Consider the following 17,734-nt stretch of genomic DNA (forward strand, 5'->3'; position numbering starts at 1 on the left):
AGCTGGAAGCAGCGGCGTTCGACGCCGCCTTGGCATCGCACCACGATGGGTTGATCGCCGACTGGAAACGCGACCACGACACCGAGGCGCACGCCGGCGAGCAGGCGCCACCGTTCCCGGACACCGTCGATGCGTTCATGAGCCTGATCGAAGCCGGCTGGGACACCGACGTCGCACACCGGCCACACGGCCAGCACACCACCGTCGTGGTGCACCTCGACGTCGAACACGACACCGCCGCACTACACCTGGGCCCGCTGCTGACCGACGACGAACGCCGCCTGCTGCTGTGCGATGCCACCTGCGAACTCTGGCTGCAGCGCCACGGCCAACCCATCGGCGCCGGACGCACCACCCGCACCATCAGTCGCCGGATGCGCCGGGCACTCGAGCACCGCGACCGCTGCTGCGTCGTTCCCGGCTGCGGAGCCACCCGAGGATTGCACGCCCACCACATCCAACACTGGGAAGACGGCGGACCCACCGACCTTCACAACCTGGTGCTGCTATGCCCGCACCATCACCGCTTGCATCACCACGGCGGCATCACCATCACCGGACCCGCCGACCGACTGATCGTCACCGACAGCACGGGAAAACCACTAAGCGGCGGATCGCTGGCCCGCCCACCAACCACACCACCACCCGCAGTCCCACCATGCCCCGGACCCACCGGCGAACGCGCGCAATGGTGGTGGTACCAACCCTTCCAACCACCCCCACCAGCACTCAACTAGGTCGTGCCTGCCGAATTGCGGGCTGAAACGTCGGGCGGAGCCACTGGAGTGGGCCCGATCGGTGATCACTGCATCGAGCCGTGTCCCAGCACGCCCACGCCGACGCGCGTTGGAGGGCCGCAGACCCGAAATCTATTCCCGCTGAGGATCATTCAATAACCGAAACCGACATGCCGCACTCGCCTCAATAGCTCACGCGCAAGCTGGTCACCACCGACGTACGTAACTGCAGAATCGGTACCGCAGCCCCGTCTTGCTGGTCTGCCACTCCCCTGTCGAGCGGGCCCAGGAGTCGTCGAGCACTGGGGCGAAGGCGTCACCGTCGGGGACGTCCAGGTCGATCTCGGTGACCTCACACTGCGTCGCCGACGGCAAAGCCATCGCGTAGAGCTGCGCCCCACCGATCACCCAACCGTCGACCTCGGCGGGCAGCACGGTGACCACCTCGGCGCCCTCCGCGAGGTACCCAGCATCGCGACTGACCACCACGTTGCGCCGTCCCGGCAGCGGCCGGAACCGCTCGGGCAGCGACTCCCAGGTCAGCCGGCCCATCACCACGGTCTGTCCCAGCGTCAGCTCTTTGAAATGCGCCATGTCCTCCGGCAGCTGCCACGGGATGTCGTTGCCCCGACCGATGACACGGGAGTTCGCCTGCGCCCAGATCAACTTCACGCGGCCGTACCGGATTGTTCGGCCCTGAAAGCAAGCCTCACACCGCCACCGACGCCTTGATGGCCGGATGAGGGTCGTAGTTGACGATCGCGATGTCCTCGTATTCGTAATCGAAGATCGAATCACGCGGCGCCAGAACAAGTTCCGGGTACGGGCGGGCCTCCCGGGACAGCTGCAGCTGCACCTGCTCGACGTGGTTGTCATAGATGTGGCAGTCACCACCGGTCCAGACGAAATCCCCCACCCCAAGTCCGGCCTGAGCGGCCATCATGTGGGTCAGCAGCGCGTACGAGGCGATGTTGAACGGCACACCGAGGAACAGGTCGGCGCTGCGCTGGTACAGCTGGCAGCTCAGCTTGCCGTCGGCGACGTAGAACTGGAACAACGCGTGGCAGGGCGGCAGCGCCATCTGGGCGATCTCGCCGACGTTCCAGGCCGAGACGATGTTGCGCCGCGAATCCGGGTTGGTCCGAAGCATCTGCAGCGCCGCGCTGATCTGGTCGATGTGTTCACCCGACGGGGTCGGCCAGGAGCGCCACTGCACGCCATACACCGGACCGAGTTCGCCTGTCTCCGAAGCCCATTCGTCCCAGATGGTGACGCCATGCTCCTGCAGCCACCGCACGTTCGAGTCACCCCGCAGGAACCACAGCAGCTCGTAGACGACCGACTTGGTGTGCACCTTCTTGGTGGTGAGCAGCGGGAACCCGGCGTTCAGGTCATAGCGCAGCTGATGGCCGAACAAACTCCGGGTGCCGGTGCCAGTTCGGTCGGATTTTGGCGTGCCCTGCTCCAACACCAGGCGCAGCAGGTCTTCATATGGTGTCGGTACGGGTGTCGGCACAGCCACACTGCCAGCTTACGTGTGGAGGCATGGAGTAGAACGTAAAGGGCGAGCGACGCGACGGGAGAAAGAGAAGCCGTGCCAGTAACCAAAGAGACCATTACCACCAAAGACGGCAGCTGCGCAGCCACCGTCGCGACCCCTGACGGCCAAGGACGATGGCCGGCCGTCGTGATGTACCCCGACGCCGGCGGACCGCGCCAGGCGTTCGACGACATGGCGGCCCGGTTGGCCGGGCTGGGTTACGTCGTACTGGTTCCGGACATCTACTACCGCAACGCCGGCTGGGCCCCTTTCGACATGGCGACCGCCTTCACCAATGACGCCGAACGGGCCCGGCTGTTCGGGATGATGCAGAAGATCAGCCCCGACGTGATGGTTGCTGACGCGAACGCCTTCTTCGACTATCTGGCCGCCCGCCCGGACGTCAAGGGCGACAAGTTCGGCACCACCGGCTATTGCATGGGCGGGCGCACCTCGATCGTGCTGGCCGGCAGCGTGCCTGAGCGCATCGGCGCGGCGATGTCCTTCCACGGCGGCGGCTTGGTCACCGACGATGACACCAGCCCGCACCTGAAGGCCGACAAGATGACCGCGGTGGTCTACGTCGGCGCCGCCGAGAACGACCGGTCGTTCACCGCCGAGCAGGGCGAAATCCTGGACAAGGCGCTGACCGACGCCGGGGTCGAGCACACCGTGGAGTTCTATGCCGGTGCACACGGATTTGCGGTGCCCGACCACGTCGGCGTCTACGACGAAGCGGCCGATGCCCGGCACTGGGAGGCCATGGAGCGAGTCTTCGGCGCCGCCCTGAAGTAACCCCCGGGTGCGGGCGCACCACCCGCTGTGCGGGACCATTGACAGCGTGTACGACCAGACCAGCAGCTACGAACCCGACGCCAACGAACACGGATCCCGGCTGGACCCGGTACTGGCGCGCAGCTGGCTGCTGGTCAACGGGGCGCAGTACGACCGTTTCGCACCCGCCACCCGGTCCAGCGCTGACATCGTCATCCTGGACATCGAGGACGCCGTCGCCCCCAAGGACAAGGAAGCCGCCCGAGCCAGCGTGGTCCGCTGGCTGGGCGACGGCAACAGCGACTGGGTCCGGATCAACGGCTTCGGCACCCCGTGGTGGGCCGACGATCTCGAGATGCTGGCCCAGACCTCGGCCGGCGGCATCATGCTCGCGATGGTCGAGTCCGTCGACCACGTCACCGAGACCGCCAAGAGGCTGCCGGACGTGCCGATCGTCGCCCTGGTCGAGACTGCCCGCGGCCTGGAGCGCATCACCGAGATCGCGTCGGCCAAGGGCACGTTCCGGATGGCTTTCGGCATCGGAGATTTCCGGCGCGATACCGGGTTCGGGGACAACCCAGCCACCCTGGCCTACGCCCGGTCTCGCTTCACCATCGCCGCGAAGGCCGCGCACCTGCCCGGGGCCATCGACGGTCCCACCATCGGTTCCAGCGCGCGCAAGCTCAGCGAGGCCACCGCGGTGTCGATCGAGTTCGGCATGACCGGCAAGATTTGCCTGACGCCGGAACAGTGCGCAACGGTCAACGAGGGCCTGTCGCCGTCACTGGACGAAATCGCTTGGGCGCAGGAGTTTTTCGCTGAGTTTCAGCGGGACGGCGGAGAGATCCGCAACGGCTCGGACCTGCCGCGCATCGCCCGGGCCAACAAGATTCTGGACCTGGCCAAGGCGTACGGCATTCATGCCTCAGAGTTCGGCGACGACCCCGACCACGTGTCGGCGCCGTCGGACACCTACCACTACTGAGTGTCGTCGGCGGTTTGCTTGGCCTTGCGCAGTCGCAACGGGATCATCGCCCGCCAGATGCCGCGCACCGCCAACAGCCCCGAGATGACCACCATCACGATCAGCAGGATGAACATCGGCAGCCAGTCGGCACGTGAATGCTTGACATTCCACCACACGACGGTGAACACGATCGCCAGAAAGAATAGGAAGATGTCACGCCAGCCGCCGCGCCCGTTGGCGGCGTAGTTGGCCGCAAAGGCCCGAAACTGCCGACCGCGGTCAATGCCGGCGATCAGCTCGTCAATGCGCAGGTCGATCACCCGCTGCAGTTCCGCGCGGCGCTCGGTCTGCTCGGGCGGCAACCGGTCCAGCATGTCCATATCAGCCTTTATCGCGGAACGCATGTCGCCGGGTCTGAGCCCGCCAGCGGCCACTCCCAATAATGCGCCGCCGGCGATCGGTGCAGCTCCCAACGCCAAACTGGCAAGTCCCGGCATGTTTTCGCTCCTCCGTTATCTCCGTCATCGACGCGTCCGCCATCGACCCTAGCAAGGGGCACGGCCGTGAAATATCTCCGCGAACGGATGCCCAACGTTCCAACACGGTCCCAGCAACGAACCCGTCAGCCCATCAGCGTCGCAGCGACGGTCGCGCCGAGATTCCAGCACGCCTCCAGCTCGGCCTTGCCCGGCTTGCCCGAAACCACAACGTAGTCAGCAGCTTTCACCCATCCCAACCCGGTGGTGATGGAAGTGACGGCCCGCTCGGCGCCTTCGGTGCCCTCGTTGCCGTGCAGCCACAGCCCGAAGGGGCGGCCGCGGGTGGCGTCCAAGCATGGGTAGTAGATCTGGTCGAAGGCATGTTTGAGCGCGCCCGAGATATAGCCCAGGTTCGCCGGGCTACCCAGCAGATACCCGTCGGCCTCCAGGACGTCGGCGGCCGCCAGGGTCAGCGCCGGGCGGCGCAGCACCTCGACACCCTCGATCTCCGGGTCAGTGGCACCGGCCAGCACCGCCTCGAACATCTCCTGACAGTACGGGGACGGAGTGTGGTGCACGACAAGCAGTTTCACGCGCGCTCCCGGGACGAGCGCTCCAACTGCACGGCCTTGCGGATGGTCTCGCGGGCACGGCTCCGGTCCCCCGCGTAGTCGTAGGCGCGGGCCAGCCGGTACCAGCCCCGCCAATCGTCGGGGTTGGCTTCAACCTCGTCGCGCACGGTTTCGAACAGCGCGTCGGCAGCGTCGCGCTCGATGCGCCCCGACGGCCGCTTCGGCAGCTCGCTGACGTCGAGTTCGACACCTTCCTCGTGGGCCAGCCGGGCCAGCCGCTGGTGTGCGAAGCCGGCACGCAGCGTGGCGGCCATGGCCCACAGGCCGATCAAAGGCAACACGAAAATCCCGATACCGAGCCCGATCGCGGCAGGCTTCCCTGATTGCATCAGGATCACCCCGGAGCGGCCGAGCATCAAGAAATAGACCACCAGCGCCACGCACAGGAACGCCACCACCAGCTGGATGCGCAGTACCTGCGAGCTCGATTTGGTCATCGGGACGGTGTCACAATCCCATCATCGCTTCGATACCGATGGTCAGCCCGGGGTGTTTGGCGGCCTCGCGAACCCCGAGCAGCACACCGGGGACGAAGGAGGTGCGATCGATGCTGTCGTGCCGGATGGTCAGGGTCTCACCCAGGGTGCCGAACAGCACCTCCTGGTGGGCCACCAGCCCGCGCAGGCGCACCGAATGCACGGGGATGCCATCGACATCGGCCCCTCGAGCCCCCGGCAGGCCGGTGCTGGTGGCATCGGGGTTGGGCGGCATGCCTTTTCGTGCTTCGGCGATCAGTTGGGCGGTGCGGGTAGCGGTACCCGACGGCGCGTCAGCCTTCTGCGGGTGGTGCAACTCGACGACCTCGACGGACTCGAAGAAGGGGGCAGCCTGCTTGGCGAAGTGCATGGACAGCACAGCGCCGATGGCGAAGTTCGGGGCGATCAGCACGGCAACGCCGGGTTTGGCCGCCACCCATTCACGCACCTGCGCGATGCGCTCTTCGGTGAAGCCAGTGGTGCCGACAACGGCGTGAATGCCGTTGTCGATCAGGAACTTCAGGTTGTCCATCACCACGTCGGGGTGGGTGAAGTCGACGACTACCTCGGTCTGGCTGTCGGTGAACAGGCTCAGCTGATCTCCGGCGTCAACCCCCACGGTGAAGGTCAGGTCGTCGGCGGCCTGCACGCCCTCGACGATGGTCGCGCCGACTTTGCCCTTGGCTCCCAAAACTCCAACTCGCATGACAGAAAGCCTAGCCGTCGTACCATCTGGCCCATGCGCGGCTACAAGATCCTCATCACCGGACCGACCGGCCAGGTGGCATCCCCCATCGCCAAGGCCCTGGCGGCCGACAATGAGGTGTGGGGTATCGCCCGGTTCACCGACCAGAAAGCACAGCAGGACTTGGAGCAGGCCGGCGTTCACTGCGAGAAGGTGAATCTGGCGAACAGTGACTTCTCAGCCCTGCCAACCGATTTCGACTATGTCTTGAATCTGGCGGTGGCCAAGAGTGGACGCTGGGACAAGGACCTCGGCGCCAATGCCGAGTCGGTTGGTCTGCTGATGGCACATTGCCGCGACGCCAGGGCATTCCTGCATGCATCGTCGGCGGCGGTCTACGACCCGCCTGACGACGAGCCGCGCACTGAATCGGCGGCCTTGGGCGACAACCACAAACACCTGTTCCCCACCTACTCGATCTCGAAGATCGCCGGTGAGGTGGTTGCCCGCACCATGGCTCGGACACTCGGGCTGCCCACCATCATCGCCCGGTTGAACGTCCCGTACGGCGACAACGGGGGTTGGCCGTTCTATCAGATGGAGATGATGCTGGCCGGTATGCCGATCCCGGTTCCGCCGGGCGGCCCGGCCCGGTACAACCCGATTCACGAAGACGACATCATCGCGACTTTGCCGAAGCTGCTCGCGGCGGCATCGGTTCCCGCCACCACGGTGAACTGGTGCGGAGATCAGACCGTCAGTCTGCAGGACTGGTGTTCGTACATCGGCGAATTGGTCGGCAGGGAACCCGTATTCGCGGAGGATCCGAATGCTCTTCGGGGCGGCCCGACCGACACCACCCGGATGCACGAACTCATCGGCGGAACCAGCGTCGACTGGCGCGACGGCATCGGCCGGATGGTGCGCAAGTTCCATCCGGAACTTGTCGGCGCGTAGCCCCCGGCGGTCTACAGCGGCGACGCGCCGCGCAGGTGCTCGAAGATCAGCGAAGTCTGGGTGCCGGCGACATCGGTGTCAGCGTTGAGGTTCTCCACCACGAAGGCACGCAGGTCGTCGGTGTCGCGCGCTGCGACATGCAGGATGAAGTCGTCGGCGCCGGCCAAGAAGTAGACGTCCATGACCTGCGGCAGTTTGCGGATGCCGGCGATGAAGTCTCGAATCCGGCCACGGGCCCCAGATTGCAGCGTTACCGCGATCATGGCCTGCAACGACAGCCCGATGGCAGCCGGATCGATATCGGCGTGGAAACCCCGGATCACGCCAAGTTCCTGCAGTCGGCGCACGCGGCCGTGGCACGTGGATGGAGCGATCCCGACAGCCTCAGCCAGCGCATTGTTCGGCATCCGGGCGTCGGCATGCAGTGCGGTCAGAATGCGCCGATCGGTGACATCGATCACAACCTGTTCCGCAGGCCGAATATCCTTCGAGCCGCTGGGGTGCGCTGGCGGTACAGTCGTTGATTCTTCGGACATACCGTTATCTTAACGAATATTGATCAGTGTTATTGTGGTCATATCGATATTTGTTCACACTTGACGATATCGCGACACAGCGAAGTGCCTCGCGCCCCGATTCCCGACCCCAGGAGCACCCCAATGCGCGTCGGCATCCCCACCGAGATCAAAAACAACGAATACCGGGTGGCCATCACCCCGGCCGGCGTCGCCGAACTGACGCTGCGCGGACACGAGGTGCTGATTCAGGCCGGTGCGGGCGAGGGATCGGCAATCCACGACAACGACTTCAAGGCCGCCGGTGCGCAGATCGTCACCACCGCCGACCAGGTCTGGGCCGAATCCGAACTGCTGCTCAAGGTCAAGGAACCGATCGAGCCCGAGTACTCCCGGATGTGCAAGGGCCAGACCCTCTTCACCTACCTGCACCTGGCCGCCTCGCGCGCCTGCACTGACGCGCTGCTGGCCTCGGGTACCACCTCGATCGCCTACGAGACGGTGCAGACTGCCCACGGAGCCCTGCCGCTGCTGGCCCCGATGAGCGAGGTCGCCGGCCGCTTGTCCGCGCAGGTCGGCGCCTACCACCTGATGCGCAGCCACGGCGGCCGCGGCGTCCTCATGGGCGCCGTGCCCGGGGTGGCCCCCGCAGAGGTTGTGGTGATCGGTGGCGGCGTGGCCGGCTACAACGCCGCCCGCATCGCCAAGGGCATGGGTGCGCACGTCACCGTCTTCGATCTGAACATCAACACGCTGCGCAAGATCGACAATGAGACCAATGGCAGCATCGAGACTAGGTACTCGTCGAGCCTGGAGCTTGAAGAGGCCGTCAAGAAGGCCGACCTGGTCGTCGGCGCAGTACTGATCCCGGGTGCCAAGGCACCCAAGCTGATCACCAATTCGACTGTGGCCCATATGAAGTCGGGCTCTGTCCTGGTCGACATCGCCATTGATCAGGGCGGTTGCTTCGAGGACTCGCGACCCACCACACACGACGACCCGACGTTCGCCGTCCATGACTCGGTGTTCTACTGCGTGGCCAACATGCCCGGGGCGGTGCCGCGGACGTCGACGTTCGCGCTGACCAACGCGACCATGCCGTACGTGCTCAAGCTGGCCGATCAGGGTTGGCAGGCCGCCTGCCGCGCCGACTCCGCGCTGGCCAAGGGCCTCTCGACGCACAACGGCGAACTGCTGAGCGAGCAGGTCGCCTCTGACCTCGGACTGCCGTTCGGTGCTGCGGTGCTGTAACGCCGCAGCCTTACAGGCCGGTGCGTCACGCGTCGGCCTGGCGATGACGTTTTCGCGGACCTCGACAATGCATTCTTGACATGTGTCAACTAAGGTGTGCGCATGCTGTTGCAGGAGATTTTGCCGACGCCGCCGTCCTCCACGGCCGAAGCGCTGGAGTTGTTCGACGCCGCCGATGCCGTCGAACCCGACTTCATGATCGGCACCTGGCACGGCGCCGAACTGCCGACCGGACATCCGATGGACGGGCTGCTGGAAACCAGCGGATGGTGGGGCAAGCAGTTCATCGACGCCGAGACCGTGCACCCACTTCTGTTCCCCGATGTCTCCGGGGAGGCGCTGTGGCCGCTCAATCCAGCTCTGGCGTTCGGCGGACTCGGGTTGGCCGCCAAGGTGCCGGTGCTGAGCAAGATGTCCCTGGCCGCGCCGATCGCCGCGTTGCGCCCGGTGCTGCGGGCCCACTCGGCCAAGGCCCGGCTGCGCACTACGCGGTATCGCGGAATCGACACCGCGACAATGATTTACGACCAATTGCCGATCAACGACGTGTTCCGCAAACTGAGCGATGATGCAGTGCTTGGCGCCATGGACTTCCGCGGGTCGCGCCGGCCGTACTTCTTCGTGCTGCGTCGCGACAACTCTCTGCGACTGTCGCGCTGATCAGCTAGAGCGACCGCAGCGCCAGCGCCGCGAGCTGCCCGACCAACGGACGCAGACTCGCCGCGTCGGCGTCGTCAGCCCGGGACCGCGTCATGACCGCCAACAGAACCCGCCGCCCGCCCGGGCCGAAAACCACTCCGACGTCGTTGGTGCTGCCGTAGTCACCGCTGCCGGTCTTGTCCGCACTGGTCCAGCCCTGCGGAAGACCTGCACGCATGCTCGATGTCTGGTTAGCCCGCATCCAGTCGAGCAGCAGTGCCCGTCGCGCCGTACTCAACGCCGCCCCGTCCAGCAGAGCGCGAAACCCGGCAGCCAGCGCTGCCGGGCTGCTGGTGTCCCGCGGATCACCTGGCACCGCCGAGTTCAACTCGGTCTCCCACCGATCCAGTCGGCTCTGGTCGTCGCCGATGCTGCGGGCGAAGGCGGTGATCTCCGACGGTCCACCGATGGTCGTCAAAAGCAGGTTGCCGGCGGTGTTGTCGCTGCGCTGCAAGGCGGCCTCGCACATTTCGTGCAGGGTCATCGCGGTACCGGCCCGCGGGCCCGTGACCGGTGAATTGGCCACCACACCCGCAGGATCGACGACCACGCTGTGGTCCAGGGACAGTTGGCCGTGATCGACCAGTTGCAGCACCCGGCCCGCCGCGTAGACCTTGAACGTCGAGCACACCGCAAACCGCTCGTCGGCACGATTGGCAACCGACCGGCCGGACACCAGATCGGTAGCCACCAGACCGATCAGCGCGTTGTTGTCGTTCTCCAGATTCGAAATCTGTTCCACGAGAGACGATTCCGGATCAGCGGAGGCCCTGCCTGGGCGCAGCGCGGTGACGGACGCAACAGCCAGAGCGGTTCCACCGGTGAGCATCCGGCGTCGGCTGATCACGAACTCAGTCGCCGATGGACCGCAACGACCGCGGCAACGTCCGCTTGGACTGCGGCCCCAAAACCGCTGCGCCATATGGCCGTTGCAGCAACAACCGGGCCACCGCGTTGACCTCGTCAAGGGTGACGGTGTCAATCAAGGCAAGGGTTTCGGCAATAGTCCGGTGGCTGCCGTAGTTGAGTTCACTGCGTCCTATCCGGTGCATCCGAGAACCGGAATCCTCCAGCCCCAGCACCAGACCGCCGCGCAGCGAGCCCTTGGCGATTTGGCATTCGCTTTCGGTGATCCCGTCGCGCGCAACGTCTTGCAGCACCTCGGTGGCCACCCGGGTCACCTCGTCGAACCGTTCCGGCAGGCACGCCGAGTACACCGACAGTGCCCCCGCATCGGCGAAGGTGTCGATGGTCGAGTACACCGAGTAGGCCAGGCCGCGGTTCTCCCGAATCTGTTGGAACAGCCGCGAACTCAGACCGCCGCCGAGCGCGGTGTTGAGCACCGATAATGCCCAGCGGTGTTCCCAGTTGCGACCCGGGGTACGCACACCGAGGAACATGTGGGTCTGCTCGGCATCGCGCTTGACCAACTGCAGCATCGGGTTCCCGGTCACCCGGCCGGTGCCCTTGCGGGGCGCAATCGGCTTGGCACCGCGCACCAGATGGGGCCGGAAGTGCTTGCGCACCAAGGAAACTACCTCGTTGTGGTCGACGTTGCCGGCCACCGCAACCACCATACGATCCGGCGTATAGCGCCGCACGTGGAACGAGTGCAGTTGAGAGCGCGTCATCGCCGAGATCGACTCGACGCTGCCGATCACCGGGCGGCCCACTGGATGCGACCCGAACATCGATGTCAGGAAGACGTCGCCCAAGGTGTCCTCGGGGTCGTCGTCACGCATGGCGATCTCTTCGAGCACCACATCACGTTCCAGTTCGACATCGGCCGGGGCGCAGCGCCCGTTGAGCACCACGTCGGACACCAGATCGATAGCCAAGGCCAGATCGCTGTCCAGCACGTGCGCGTAGTAGCAGGTGTGCTCGCGTGCGGTGAATGCGTTCAGCTCACCGCCGACGGCGTCGACCGCCTGGGCGATGTCCACCGCGCCGCGGGTCGGCGTCGACTTGAACAGGAGATGCTCGAGGAAGTGCGCGGCCCCCGCGACCGACGGACCTTCATCGCGCGAGCCGACACCGACCCACACGCCGACTGACGCCGAATGGACCCAGGGCAGATGCTCGGTGACCACCCGCAGACCGCCGGGCAGCGTGGTCCGGCGCACCGCGGCCGGAGCCTCCAGCGTTGCCGCTGAAGGACTCCGGCCGTTGCGCAGGTTGGGACTAGGAGTTTGCAGTCGCGGCATCTGCCGGCGCAGCCCCTGAATCGACTCCAGCCTCGGTACTCGAAGCCGCCGCGTCACCTTCTTCGTCGACCAGGATCAGCGAGATCTTCTGGCCCTTACCGCGGTTGTCGGCAGAGATATCGGCGATCTCGACGCGCAGCTTGTCGCCGACGTTGACCACGTCCTCGACCTTCGCCACGCGCTTGCCCTTACCGAGCTTGGAGATGTGCACCAGGCCGTCCCGGCCCGGCAGCAGCGACACGAACGCACCGAAATCGGTTGTCTTGACGACAGTTCCGAGGAACCGCTCACCGATCTTGGGCAGCTGCGGGTTGGCGATGGCGTTGATCTTGTCGATCGCGGCCTGCGCCGCCTCCCCGTTGGACGCACCGACGAACACGGTTCCGTCGTCCTCGATGGAGATGTTGGCGCCGGTCTCCTCGGTGATCTGGTTGATCACCTTGCCCTTGGGCCCGATCACCTCACCGATCTTGTCGACCGGCACCTTGATGGTGGTGATGCGCGGTGCGTACGGGCTCATCTCGTCCGGGGTGTCGATGGCCTCGGCCATGACCTCCAGGATGGTCATCCGGGCGTCCTTGGCCTGCGCCAGCGCACCCGCGAGCACCTTGGACGGGATGCCGTCCAGCTTGGTGTCCAGCTGCAGCGCGGTGACGAAGTCCTTGGTGCCGGCGACCTTGAAGTCCATGTCGCCGAAAGCATCTTCGGCGCCCAGGATGTCGGTCAGCGCGACGTAGCGGGTCTGCCCCTCGACCTGATCAGACACCAGGCCCATGGCGATACCGGCGACCGGAGCCTTCAGCGGCACGCCGGCGTTCAGCAGCGACAGGGTGGAGGCACACACCGAACCCATCGAGGTGGAACCGTTGGAGCCCAACGCTTCCGACACCTGCCGGATGGCATACGGGAACTCCTCGACGCTGGGCAGCACCGGCGCCAGGGCACGCTCGGCCAGCGCGCCGTGGCCGATTTCGCGGCGCTTGGGCGAACCGACCCGGCCGGTCTCACCGGTGGAGAACGGCGGGAAGTTGTAGTGGTGCATGTAGCGCTTGGTGGTGTCCGGACCCAGCGAGTCGATCTGCTGAGCCATCTTGATCATGTCCAGCGTGGTGACACCCATGATCTGGGTCTCGCCGCGCTCGAACAGGGCACTGCCGTGCGCCCGCGGGATCACCGCAACCTCGGCAGACAGCGCCCGGATGTCGGTGATGCCACGGCCGTCGATCCGGAAGTGGTCGGTCAGAATGCGCTGGCGCACAAGCTTTTTGGTCAGCGAGCGGAACGCCGCGCCGATCTCCTTCTCGCGGCCCGCGTAGGTCTCAGCCAGACGCTCGAGCACCTCGACCTTGATCTCGTCGGTGCGCTCATCGCGCTCCTGCTTACCGGCGATTGTCAGCGCCTTGCCGAGCTCGTCGCCGGCCACCGAAGACACCGCGTAGAAGACGTCGTCGGCGTAATCCGGGAACAGCGGGAACTCGCCGGTTTCCTTGGCCGCAGCGGCGGCCAGGTCGGCCTGGGCCGCACACAGCGCCTTGATGAACGGCTTGGCGGCCTCCAGGCCCTCGGCCACGACGGCCTCGGTCGGCGCACCGGCGCCACCGGCCACCAGCTCGATGACGTTCTCGGTGGCCTCGGCCTCGACCATCATGATGGCCACGTCACCGTCTTCGAGCACACGCCCGGCGACGACCATGTCGAACACGGCCTTCTCCAGCTGCTCGACGGTCGGGAACGCAACCCACTGGCCACCGTCGGCGGTACCGACGGTCGGATCATTGATGAGCGCCACGCGAGTGCCGCCGACGGGGCCGGAGAACGGCAGACCGGCCAGCTGGGTGGACGCCGACGCGGCGTTAATGGCCAGCACGTCGTACAGGTCCTTGGGGTCCAGGCTCAGCACGGTGACCACGACCTGGATCTCGTTGCGCAGACCGTCGACGAACGACGGGCGCAGCGGACGGTCGATCAGCCGGCAGGTCAGGATGGCGTCGGTGGAGGGACGGCCCTCGCGGCGGAAGAACGAGCCGGGGATGCGACCCGCGGCGTACATGCGCTCCTCGACGTCAACCGTCAGCGGGAAGAAGTCGAAGTGGTCCCTGGGGCTCTTGCTGGCGGTGGTCGCGCTCAGCAGCATGGTCTCGTCGTCCAAGTAGGCGACGACCGAACCTGCGGCTTGGCGGGCCAGGCGGCCGGTCTCGAAGCGGATGGTGCGGGAGCCGAAGCTTCCGTTGTCGATTACGGCTGTGGATTCGAAAATGCCGTCTTCAATTTCAACTGCAGACATGGATGTCGCAATTACCTCTCTCGGGCCCCACGTCAGGCGGGGATTCCCGTAATTTCTGGGTCTCTTTATTCAGTTGTCGCATCGTCACACGCGAGCACCCAGAAATCCCGAAAACCCTCCCGCAAACTGCTGACGGCCGTCGATCGAAGCGGCCGGAGTAAGCCCCGACAGCCACTACCGAAGACCGCCCTACGAGGTCGGGTCGGATGCTGCTGCGATGTACGCACGTCTCAAGCGCAGCGCTCAAAACAGATACATATTACACCGGGACCATGTCGACAATCGGCCCGGCAAATCCGCGGACGTGCGGGGTATGCACGCCAAATCTGGAAAATCCGCACGCACGGGTCACCAAAGTCACCGGGTTGGCCCCGTAAACGCCGATCGCCAGGACTGCCGATGGCAGACCTGGCGATCCTCGTTGAGTCCTGGAAGCGTCAGCGACGCAGACCCAGGCGCTCGATCAACGAGCGGTACCGAGCGACGTCGACCTGCGCGACGTACTTGAGCAGCCGGCGGCGACGGCCGACCAGCAGCAACAGGCCACGACGGCTGTGGTGGTCGTGCTTGTGCTCCTTGAGGTGCTCGGTGAGGTCGGCGATCCGCTTGGTCAGCAGGGCAACCTGAGCCTCCGGCGAACCGGTGTCGGTCTCATGCAGGCCGTACTGGCCGAGGATCTCTTTTTTCTGTTCGACGGTGAGCGCCACGAAACAACTCCAATAAACGGGTCCGCGAAGAATAGTGAAGGCAAGGCCACCGCGAACTGCAGCACATGCCAGGCCGTCGGGCAGTCTAACAGGAAGTTATTACGTAGCCAGAATCGTGCGAGCCCGCTGCGTATCGCGGTCCATCGCCACGATCAGCTCGTCCACCGATTCGAACTTCTCCTGGCCGCGGATGCGGGCCACAAAATCCACCGCGACGTGCTGGCCGTACAGGTCGGCATCGGTGTCCAGTACGAACGCCTCTACCGTGCGGGTGCGGCCCGAGAACGTCGGGTTGGTGCCGACCGACACTGCCGCCTGGTAGCGCTCCCCCGGCGTCACGGTGCCCACCGCCGGCCCGTGCCCCAGCACGGTGAACCAGGCAGCATAAACCCCGTCGGCCGGGATGGCCGAATGCATCGGGGGCGCCACGTTGGCGGTCGGGAAACCCAGGCCGCGGCCGCGGCCGTCACCGCGGACCACGACGCCCTCGACCCGGTGTGGGCGGCCCAGGGCCTCGGTCGCGGCGACCATGTCACCGGCGTCTACGCAGGACCGGATATAGGTGGACGAGAACGTCACCGTCTCGGCCTGGTGATGCTCGGCGACCAGCGAGATGCCCTCCACCGCAAAGCCGAACCGATCACCGGCCTTGCGCAGCAGGCTGACGTTGCCGCCGGCTTTCTTTCCGAAGGTGAAGTTCTCGCCGACCACCACCTCGACTGCGTGCAGCCGCTCGACCAGTAACTCGTGCACGTAGCGCTCGGGGGTGAGCTTCATGAAGTCGGTGGTGAACGGGATGACCAGGAAAACGTCGATGCCGAGTTCCTCGACGAGTTCGGCACGCCGGGTCAGCGTGGTCAGCTGCGCCGGATGACTGCCCGGCATCACCACTTCCATCGGATGCGGGTCGAAGGTCATCAGCACCGTCGGTACGCCGCGGGCCCGACCGGCCTTCACAGCATGGTTGATCAGCTCGGCGTGCCCACGATGCACACCGTCGAACACCCCGATGGTGACCACACAACGGCCCCAATCCGTGGGGATTTCATCCTGCCCCCGCCAGCGTTGCACGCCCGCAAGCCTACGGCGCACTGCCACAACCGGCAGCGTCAGATCCCCGGATCAGGTGATGATTGCCTAAACTTCGTGCTGTGAGTCCTGACGACAACCCGCCCGAGCTCTCCCCGGTTGCCCAGGACTATCTGAAAGTCATCTGGACAGCACGGGAATGGTCGCACGAGAAGGTCAGCACCAAGATGCTGGCCGAGCGCATTGGGGTGTCTGCCTCGACGGCTTCCGAGTCCATTCGCAAGCTGGCCGATCAGGGCCTGGTGCACCACGAGAAGTACGGCGCGGTGACCCTGACCGACACCGGGCGCAGCGCCGCACTGGCCATGGTGCGCCGGCACCGGTTGATGGAGACGTTCCTGGTCCAGGAGTTGGGCTACAGCTGGGACGAGGTGCACGACGAGGCCGAGATCCTCGAGCATGCGGTCAGCGACCGGATGCTGGACCGGATCGACGCCAAACTCGGTTACCCGACCCGCGATCCGCACGGTGACCCGATCCCGGCCGCCGACGGTCAGGTGCCGACACCTCCGGCCCGGCAGTTGTCGGCTTGTGCCGACGGTGATTCCGGAACCGTGGCCCGCATCTCTGACCATGATCCGGAGATGCTGCGGTACTTCGACAGCGTCGGGATCACCCTGGACTCGCACCTTCGGGTGCTGGCGCGGCGGGACTTCGCCGGGATGATCTCGGTGGCGGTGACCAATCCGGGTACCGGCGACGCCTCCGACGAGTCGACTGTCGATCTGGGAAGCCCTGCGGCAGAAGCGATCTGGGTAGTCGCTTAGCGCGTCATCGGCCGGCGACCAAGCCGGCAAGCAGTAGGTCGAACATCCTTTGGCGCTGCTCGGGCGACCCGCTGGCAAGCATGATGCCCAGCAAGCTGGCGAACACGTCATCCGCAGATACATGCGACCGCAGGCCGCCATCGCCGGCGCCCGCTGCCAGTAGCGCGCTGATCGCGCCGATCACGCCCCTGCGCGTGTCCCCCATGTCGATCGCACCGGAGGCGAAGATCGCCGTGAGCGACTCGGCCATACCGCGCTTGGTGGCCACGAACACCGCGTAGCGATCCATCCAGAGTCGTAATGCCTCGGCCGGCGGATGGGCCCGCAACAGGTCCTGCGCCGAGGCTGCGATCTCGGCCAATTCGGCCCGGTACACCGCCTCGACCAGCGTTCCCGACGGCCCCGTGCCGCTGGCCGCCGCCCAGAAACCGGCCGAATTGCGCGCCGCAGTCGAGACCGACCTGAGTCAGCTTGGGCTGGAACAGATTCCGGTGGTCAACCTGCGGCGCATGGACCTGGCCCCGGGCGTGCAGGCCGAGATGATCGCGCTGCCCTGCCAGCCGGCATCGCCTGCGTCCAGAACGCATACAGCGTGCTGGACCGGGTGCAGGAGGACACCCTGCAGCTGTGCCTCGAGGAGCACATCACCTGGGTGCCGTTCTTCCCCCTCGGTTCGGCATTCCCGGGATTCCCGAGCGTCGCCGACAACCCTGCCGTACAGAAGGTGTCCGACCGAATCGGCGCAACGCCGGCCCAGATCGGGCTTGCGTGGCTCTTGGCGCATGCCCCAAATACCTTGTTGATCCCCGGCACCCGCTCCATCGCACATCTGGATGACAACGCGGCGGCCGGTTCGATCCAGCTCGATGCCGAGGCGCTAGCAGTCCTGGATGGCGTTGGCACTCTGCCCGGGGCAGACACCGCGCACCGGCACGGGGCAGAACCGTTTTTGGCCGAAAGCGACTGAGCGG

Annotated in this window: 19 protein-coding genes and 2 pseudogenes; 8 read left to right on the top strand and 13 right to left on the bottom strand. The window is 65.8% G+C overall.

Annotation, left to right across the window (positions count from 1 at the left end; translation table 11 throughout):
* Positions 1-737 (top strand): HNH endonuclease signature motif containing protein (locus M2432_RS12580; RefSeq protein ID WP_280827148.1); only part of this gene is annotated, 737 nt, incomplete at its 5' end.
* Positions 738-944: 207 nt separating this feature from the next.
* On the opposite strand, the gene M2432_RS12585 is transcribed toward M2432_RS12580, so the two are convergent.
* Together M2432_RS12585 and M2432_RS12590 are read right to left on the bottom strand one after the other, a co-directional pair.
* Entirely contained in the window at positions 945-1,409 is a 465-nt protein-coding gene (locus M2432_RS12585; RefSeq protein WP_280827149.1) for a dihydrofolate reductase, read from the bottom strand.
* A 37-nt stretch (positions 1,410-1,446) separates the two neighbouring features.
* Positions 1,447-2,253 (bottom strand): thymidylate synthase, encoded by an 807-nt coding sequence (locus M2432_RS12590; protein WP_280827345.1) that lies wholly within the window; start codon positions 2,251-2,253, stop codon positions 1,447-1,449.
* 78 nt (positions 2,254-2,331) lie between these two features.
* Here M2432_RS12590 and M2432_RS12595 point away from each other — a divergent pair, with 78 nt between their 5' ends.
* Together M2432_RS12595 and M2432_RS12600 are read left to right on the top strand one after the other, a co-directional pair.
* Complete coding sequence (locus M2432_RS12595; protein WP_280827150.1) at positions 2,332-3,072, top strand: dienelactone hydrolase family protein; 741 nt, start codon at positions 2,332-2,334, stop codon at positions 3,070-3,072.
* Positions 3,073-3,109: 37 nt separating this feature from the next.
* Positions 3,110-4,036, top strand: a complete 927-nt coding sequence (locus M2432_RS12600; protein ID WP_280827346.1) for a CoA ester lyase — start codon at positions 3,110-3,112, stop codon at positions 4,034-4,036.
* Here M2432_RS12600 and M2432_RS12605 read toward each other — a convergent pair.
* The 4 genes from M2432_RS12605 to dapB all read right to left on the bottom strand — a co-directional run bounded on the left by M2432_RS12605 (position 4,030) and on the right by dapB (position 6,311).
* Entirely contained in the window at positions 4,030-4,515 is a 486-nt protein-coding gene (locus M2432_RS12605) for a hypothetical protein (protein WP_280827151.1), read from the bottom strand. The two genes, M2432_RS12600 and M2432_RS12605, sit on opposite strands and share 7 nt — an antisense overlap.
* A 125-nt stretch (positions 4,516-4,640) precedes the next feature.
* On the bottom strand, positions 4,641-5,042 hold the full coding sequence (locus M2432_RS12610; protein ID WP_280827347.1) for an NAD(P)H-dependent oxidoreductase: 402 nt from the start codon (positions 5,040-5,042) through the stop codon (positions 4,641-4,643).
* 44 nt (positions 5,043-5,086) lie between these two features.
* Positions 5,087-5,566 carry a hypothetical protein gene (locus M2432_RS12615; RefSeq protein WP_280827152.1) on the bottom strand — a complete coding sequence of 160 codons (480 nt, stop codon included), beginning with the start codon at positions 5,564-5,566 and terminating at the stop codon, positions 5,087-5,089.
* 10 nt (positions 5,567-5,576) lie between these two features.
* On the bottom strand, positions 5,577-6,311 hold the full coding sequence (gene dapB / locus M2432_RS12620) for a 4-hydroxy-tetrahydrodipicolinate reductase (RefSeq protein ID WP_280827153.1): 735 nt from the start codon (positions 6,309-6,311) through the stop codon (positions 5,577-5,579).
* A 33-nt stretch (positions 6,312-6,344) separates the two neighbouring features.
* Here dapB and M2432_RS12625 point away from each other — a divergent pair, with 33 nt between their 5' ends.
* Positions 6,345-7,247, top strand: coding sequence for an NAD(P)-dependent oxidoreductase (locus tag M2432_RS12625; protein WP_280827154.1), 903 nt, complete (start codon positions 6,345-6,347; stop codon positions 7,245-7,247).
* 11 nt (positions 7,248-7,258) lie between these two features.
* Here the strand turns inward: M2432_RS12625 and M2432_RS12630 are convergent, their stop codons facing one another.
* Complete coding sequence (locus tag M2432_RS12630; protein WP_280827155.1) at positions 7,259-7,783, bottom strand: Lrp/AsnC family transcriptional regulator; 525 nt, start codon at positions 7,781-7,783, stop codon at positions 7,259-7,261.
* A 123-nt stretch (positions 7,784-7,906) separates the two neighbouring features.
* On the opposite strand from M2432_RS12630, the gene ald reads away from it, so the two are divergent.
* Both ald and M2432_RS12640 read left to right on the top strand, forming a co-directional pair.
* Positions 7,907-9,013, top strand: coding sequence for an alanine dehydrogenase (gene ald / locus M2432_RS12635; protein ID WP_280827156.1), 1,107 nt, complete (start codon positions 7,907-7,909; stop codon positions 9,011-9,013).
* Between the two features lie 102 nt (positions 9,014-9,115).
* Entirely contained in the window at positions 9,116-9,673 is a 558-nt protein-coding gene (locus tag M2432_RS12640; RefSeq protein WP_280827157.1) for a DUF4334 domain-containing protein, read from the top strand.
* Positions 9,674-9,677: 4 nt separating this feature from the next.
* Here the strand turns inward: M2432_RS12640 and bla are convergent, their stop codons facing one another.
* The 5 genes from bla to M2432_RS12665 form a co-directional block, all read right to left on the bottom strand.
* Positions 9,678-10,541 (bottom strand): class A beta-lactamase, encoded by an 864-nt coding sequence (gene bla, locus M2432_RS12645; RefSeq protein ID WP_280827348.1) that lies wholly within the window; start codon positions 10,539-10,541, stop codon positions 9,678-9,680.
* Positions 10,542-10,563: 22 nt separating this feature from the next.
* The gene (locus M2432_RS12650; protein WP_280827158.1) at positions 10,564-11,916 is read right to left on the bottom strand and encodes a pitrilysin family protein; all 1,353 of its coding nucleotides are present in this window, start codon (positions 11,914-11,916) and stop codon (positions 10,564-10,566) included.
* Entirely contained in the window at positions 11,894-14,200 is a 2,307-nt protein-coding gene (locus M2432_RS12655) for a polyribonucleotide nucleotidyltransferase (RefSeq protein ID WP_280827159.1), read from the bottom strand. The genes M2432_RS12650 and M2432_RS12655 overlap by 23 nt, the downstream gene beginning before the upstream one ends.
* A gap of 437 nt (positions 14,201-14,637) precedes the next feature.
* Positions 14,638-14,907, bottom strand: coding sequence for a 30S ribosomal protein S15 (gene rpsO / locus M2432_RS12660; RefSeq protein WP_280827160.1), 270 nt, complete (start codon positions 14,905-14,907; stop codon positions 14,638-14,640).
* A 99-nt stretch (positions 14,908-15,006) separates the two neighbouring features.
* Positions 15,007-15,978: a bifunctional riboflavin kinase/FAD synthetase gene (locus M2432_RS12665; protein ID WP_280827161.1), complete on the bottom strand. Its 972-nt coding sequence runs from the start codon at positions 15,976-15,978 to the stop codon at positions 15,007-15,009.
* 80 nt (positions 15,979-16,058) lie between these two features.
* On the opposite strand from M2432_RS12665, the gene mntR reads away from it, so the two are divergent.
* A complete protein-coding gene (mntR, locus tag M2432_RS12670; RefSeq protein ID WP_280827162.1) occupies positions 16,059-16,763 on the top strand; it encodes a manganese-binding transcriptional regulator MntR in 705 nt (234 codons plus the stop codon).
* A gap of 4 nt (positions 16,764-16,767) precedes the next feature.
* Here the strand turns inward: mntR and M2432_RS12675 are convergent.
* A pseudogene (locus M2432_RS12675) lies at positions 16,768-17,151 on the bottom strand (TetR/AcrR family transcriptional regulator); the annotation flags it as partial.
* A 7-nt stretch (positions 17,152-17,158) separates the two neighbouring features.
* On the opposite strand from M2432_RS12675, the pseudogene M2432_RS12680 reads away from it, so the two are divergent.
* A pseudogene (locus M2432_RS12680) lies at positions 17,159-17,730 on the top strand (aldo/keto reductase); the annotation flags it as partial.
* Between the last annotated feature and the right edge of the window lie 4 nt (positions 17,731-17,734).

The sequence above is a fragment of the Mycobacterium sp. OTB74 genome (assembly GCF_029892685.1).
Lineage (GTDB): Bacteria > Actinomycetota > Actinomycetes > Mycobacteriales > Mycobacteriaceae > Mycobacterium.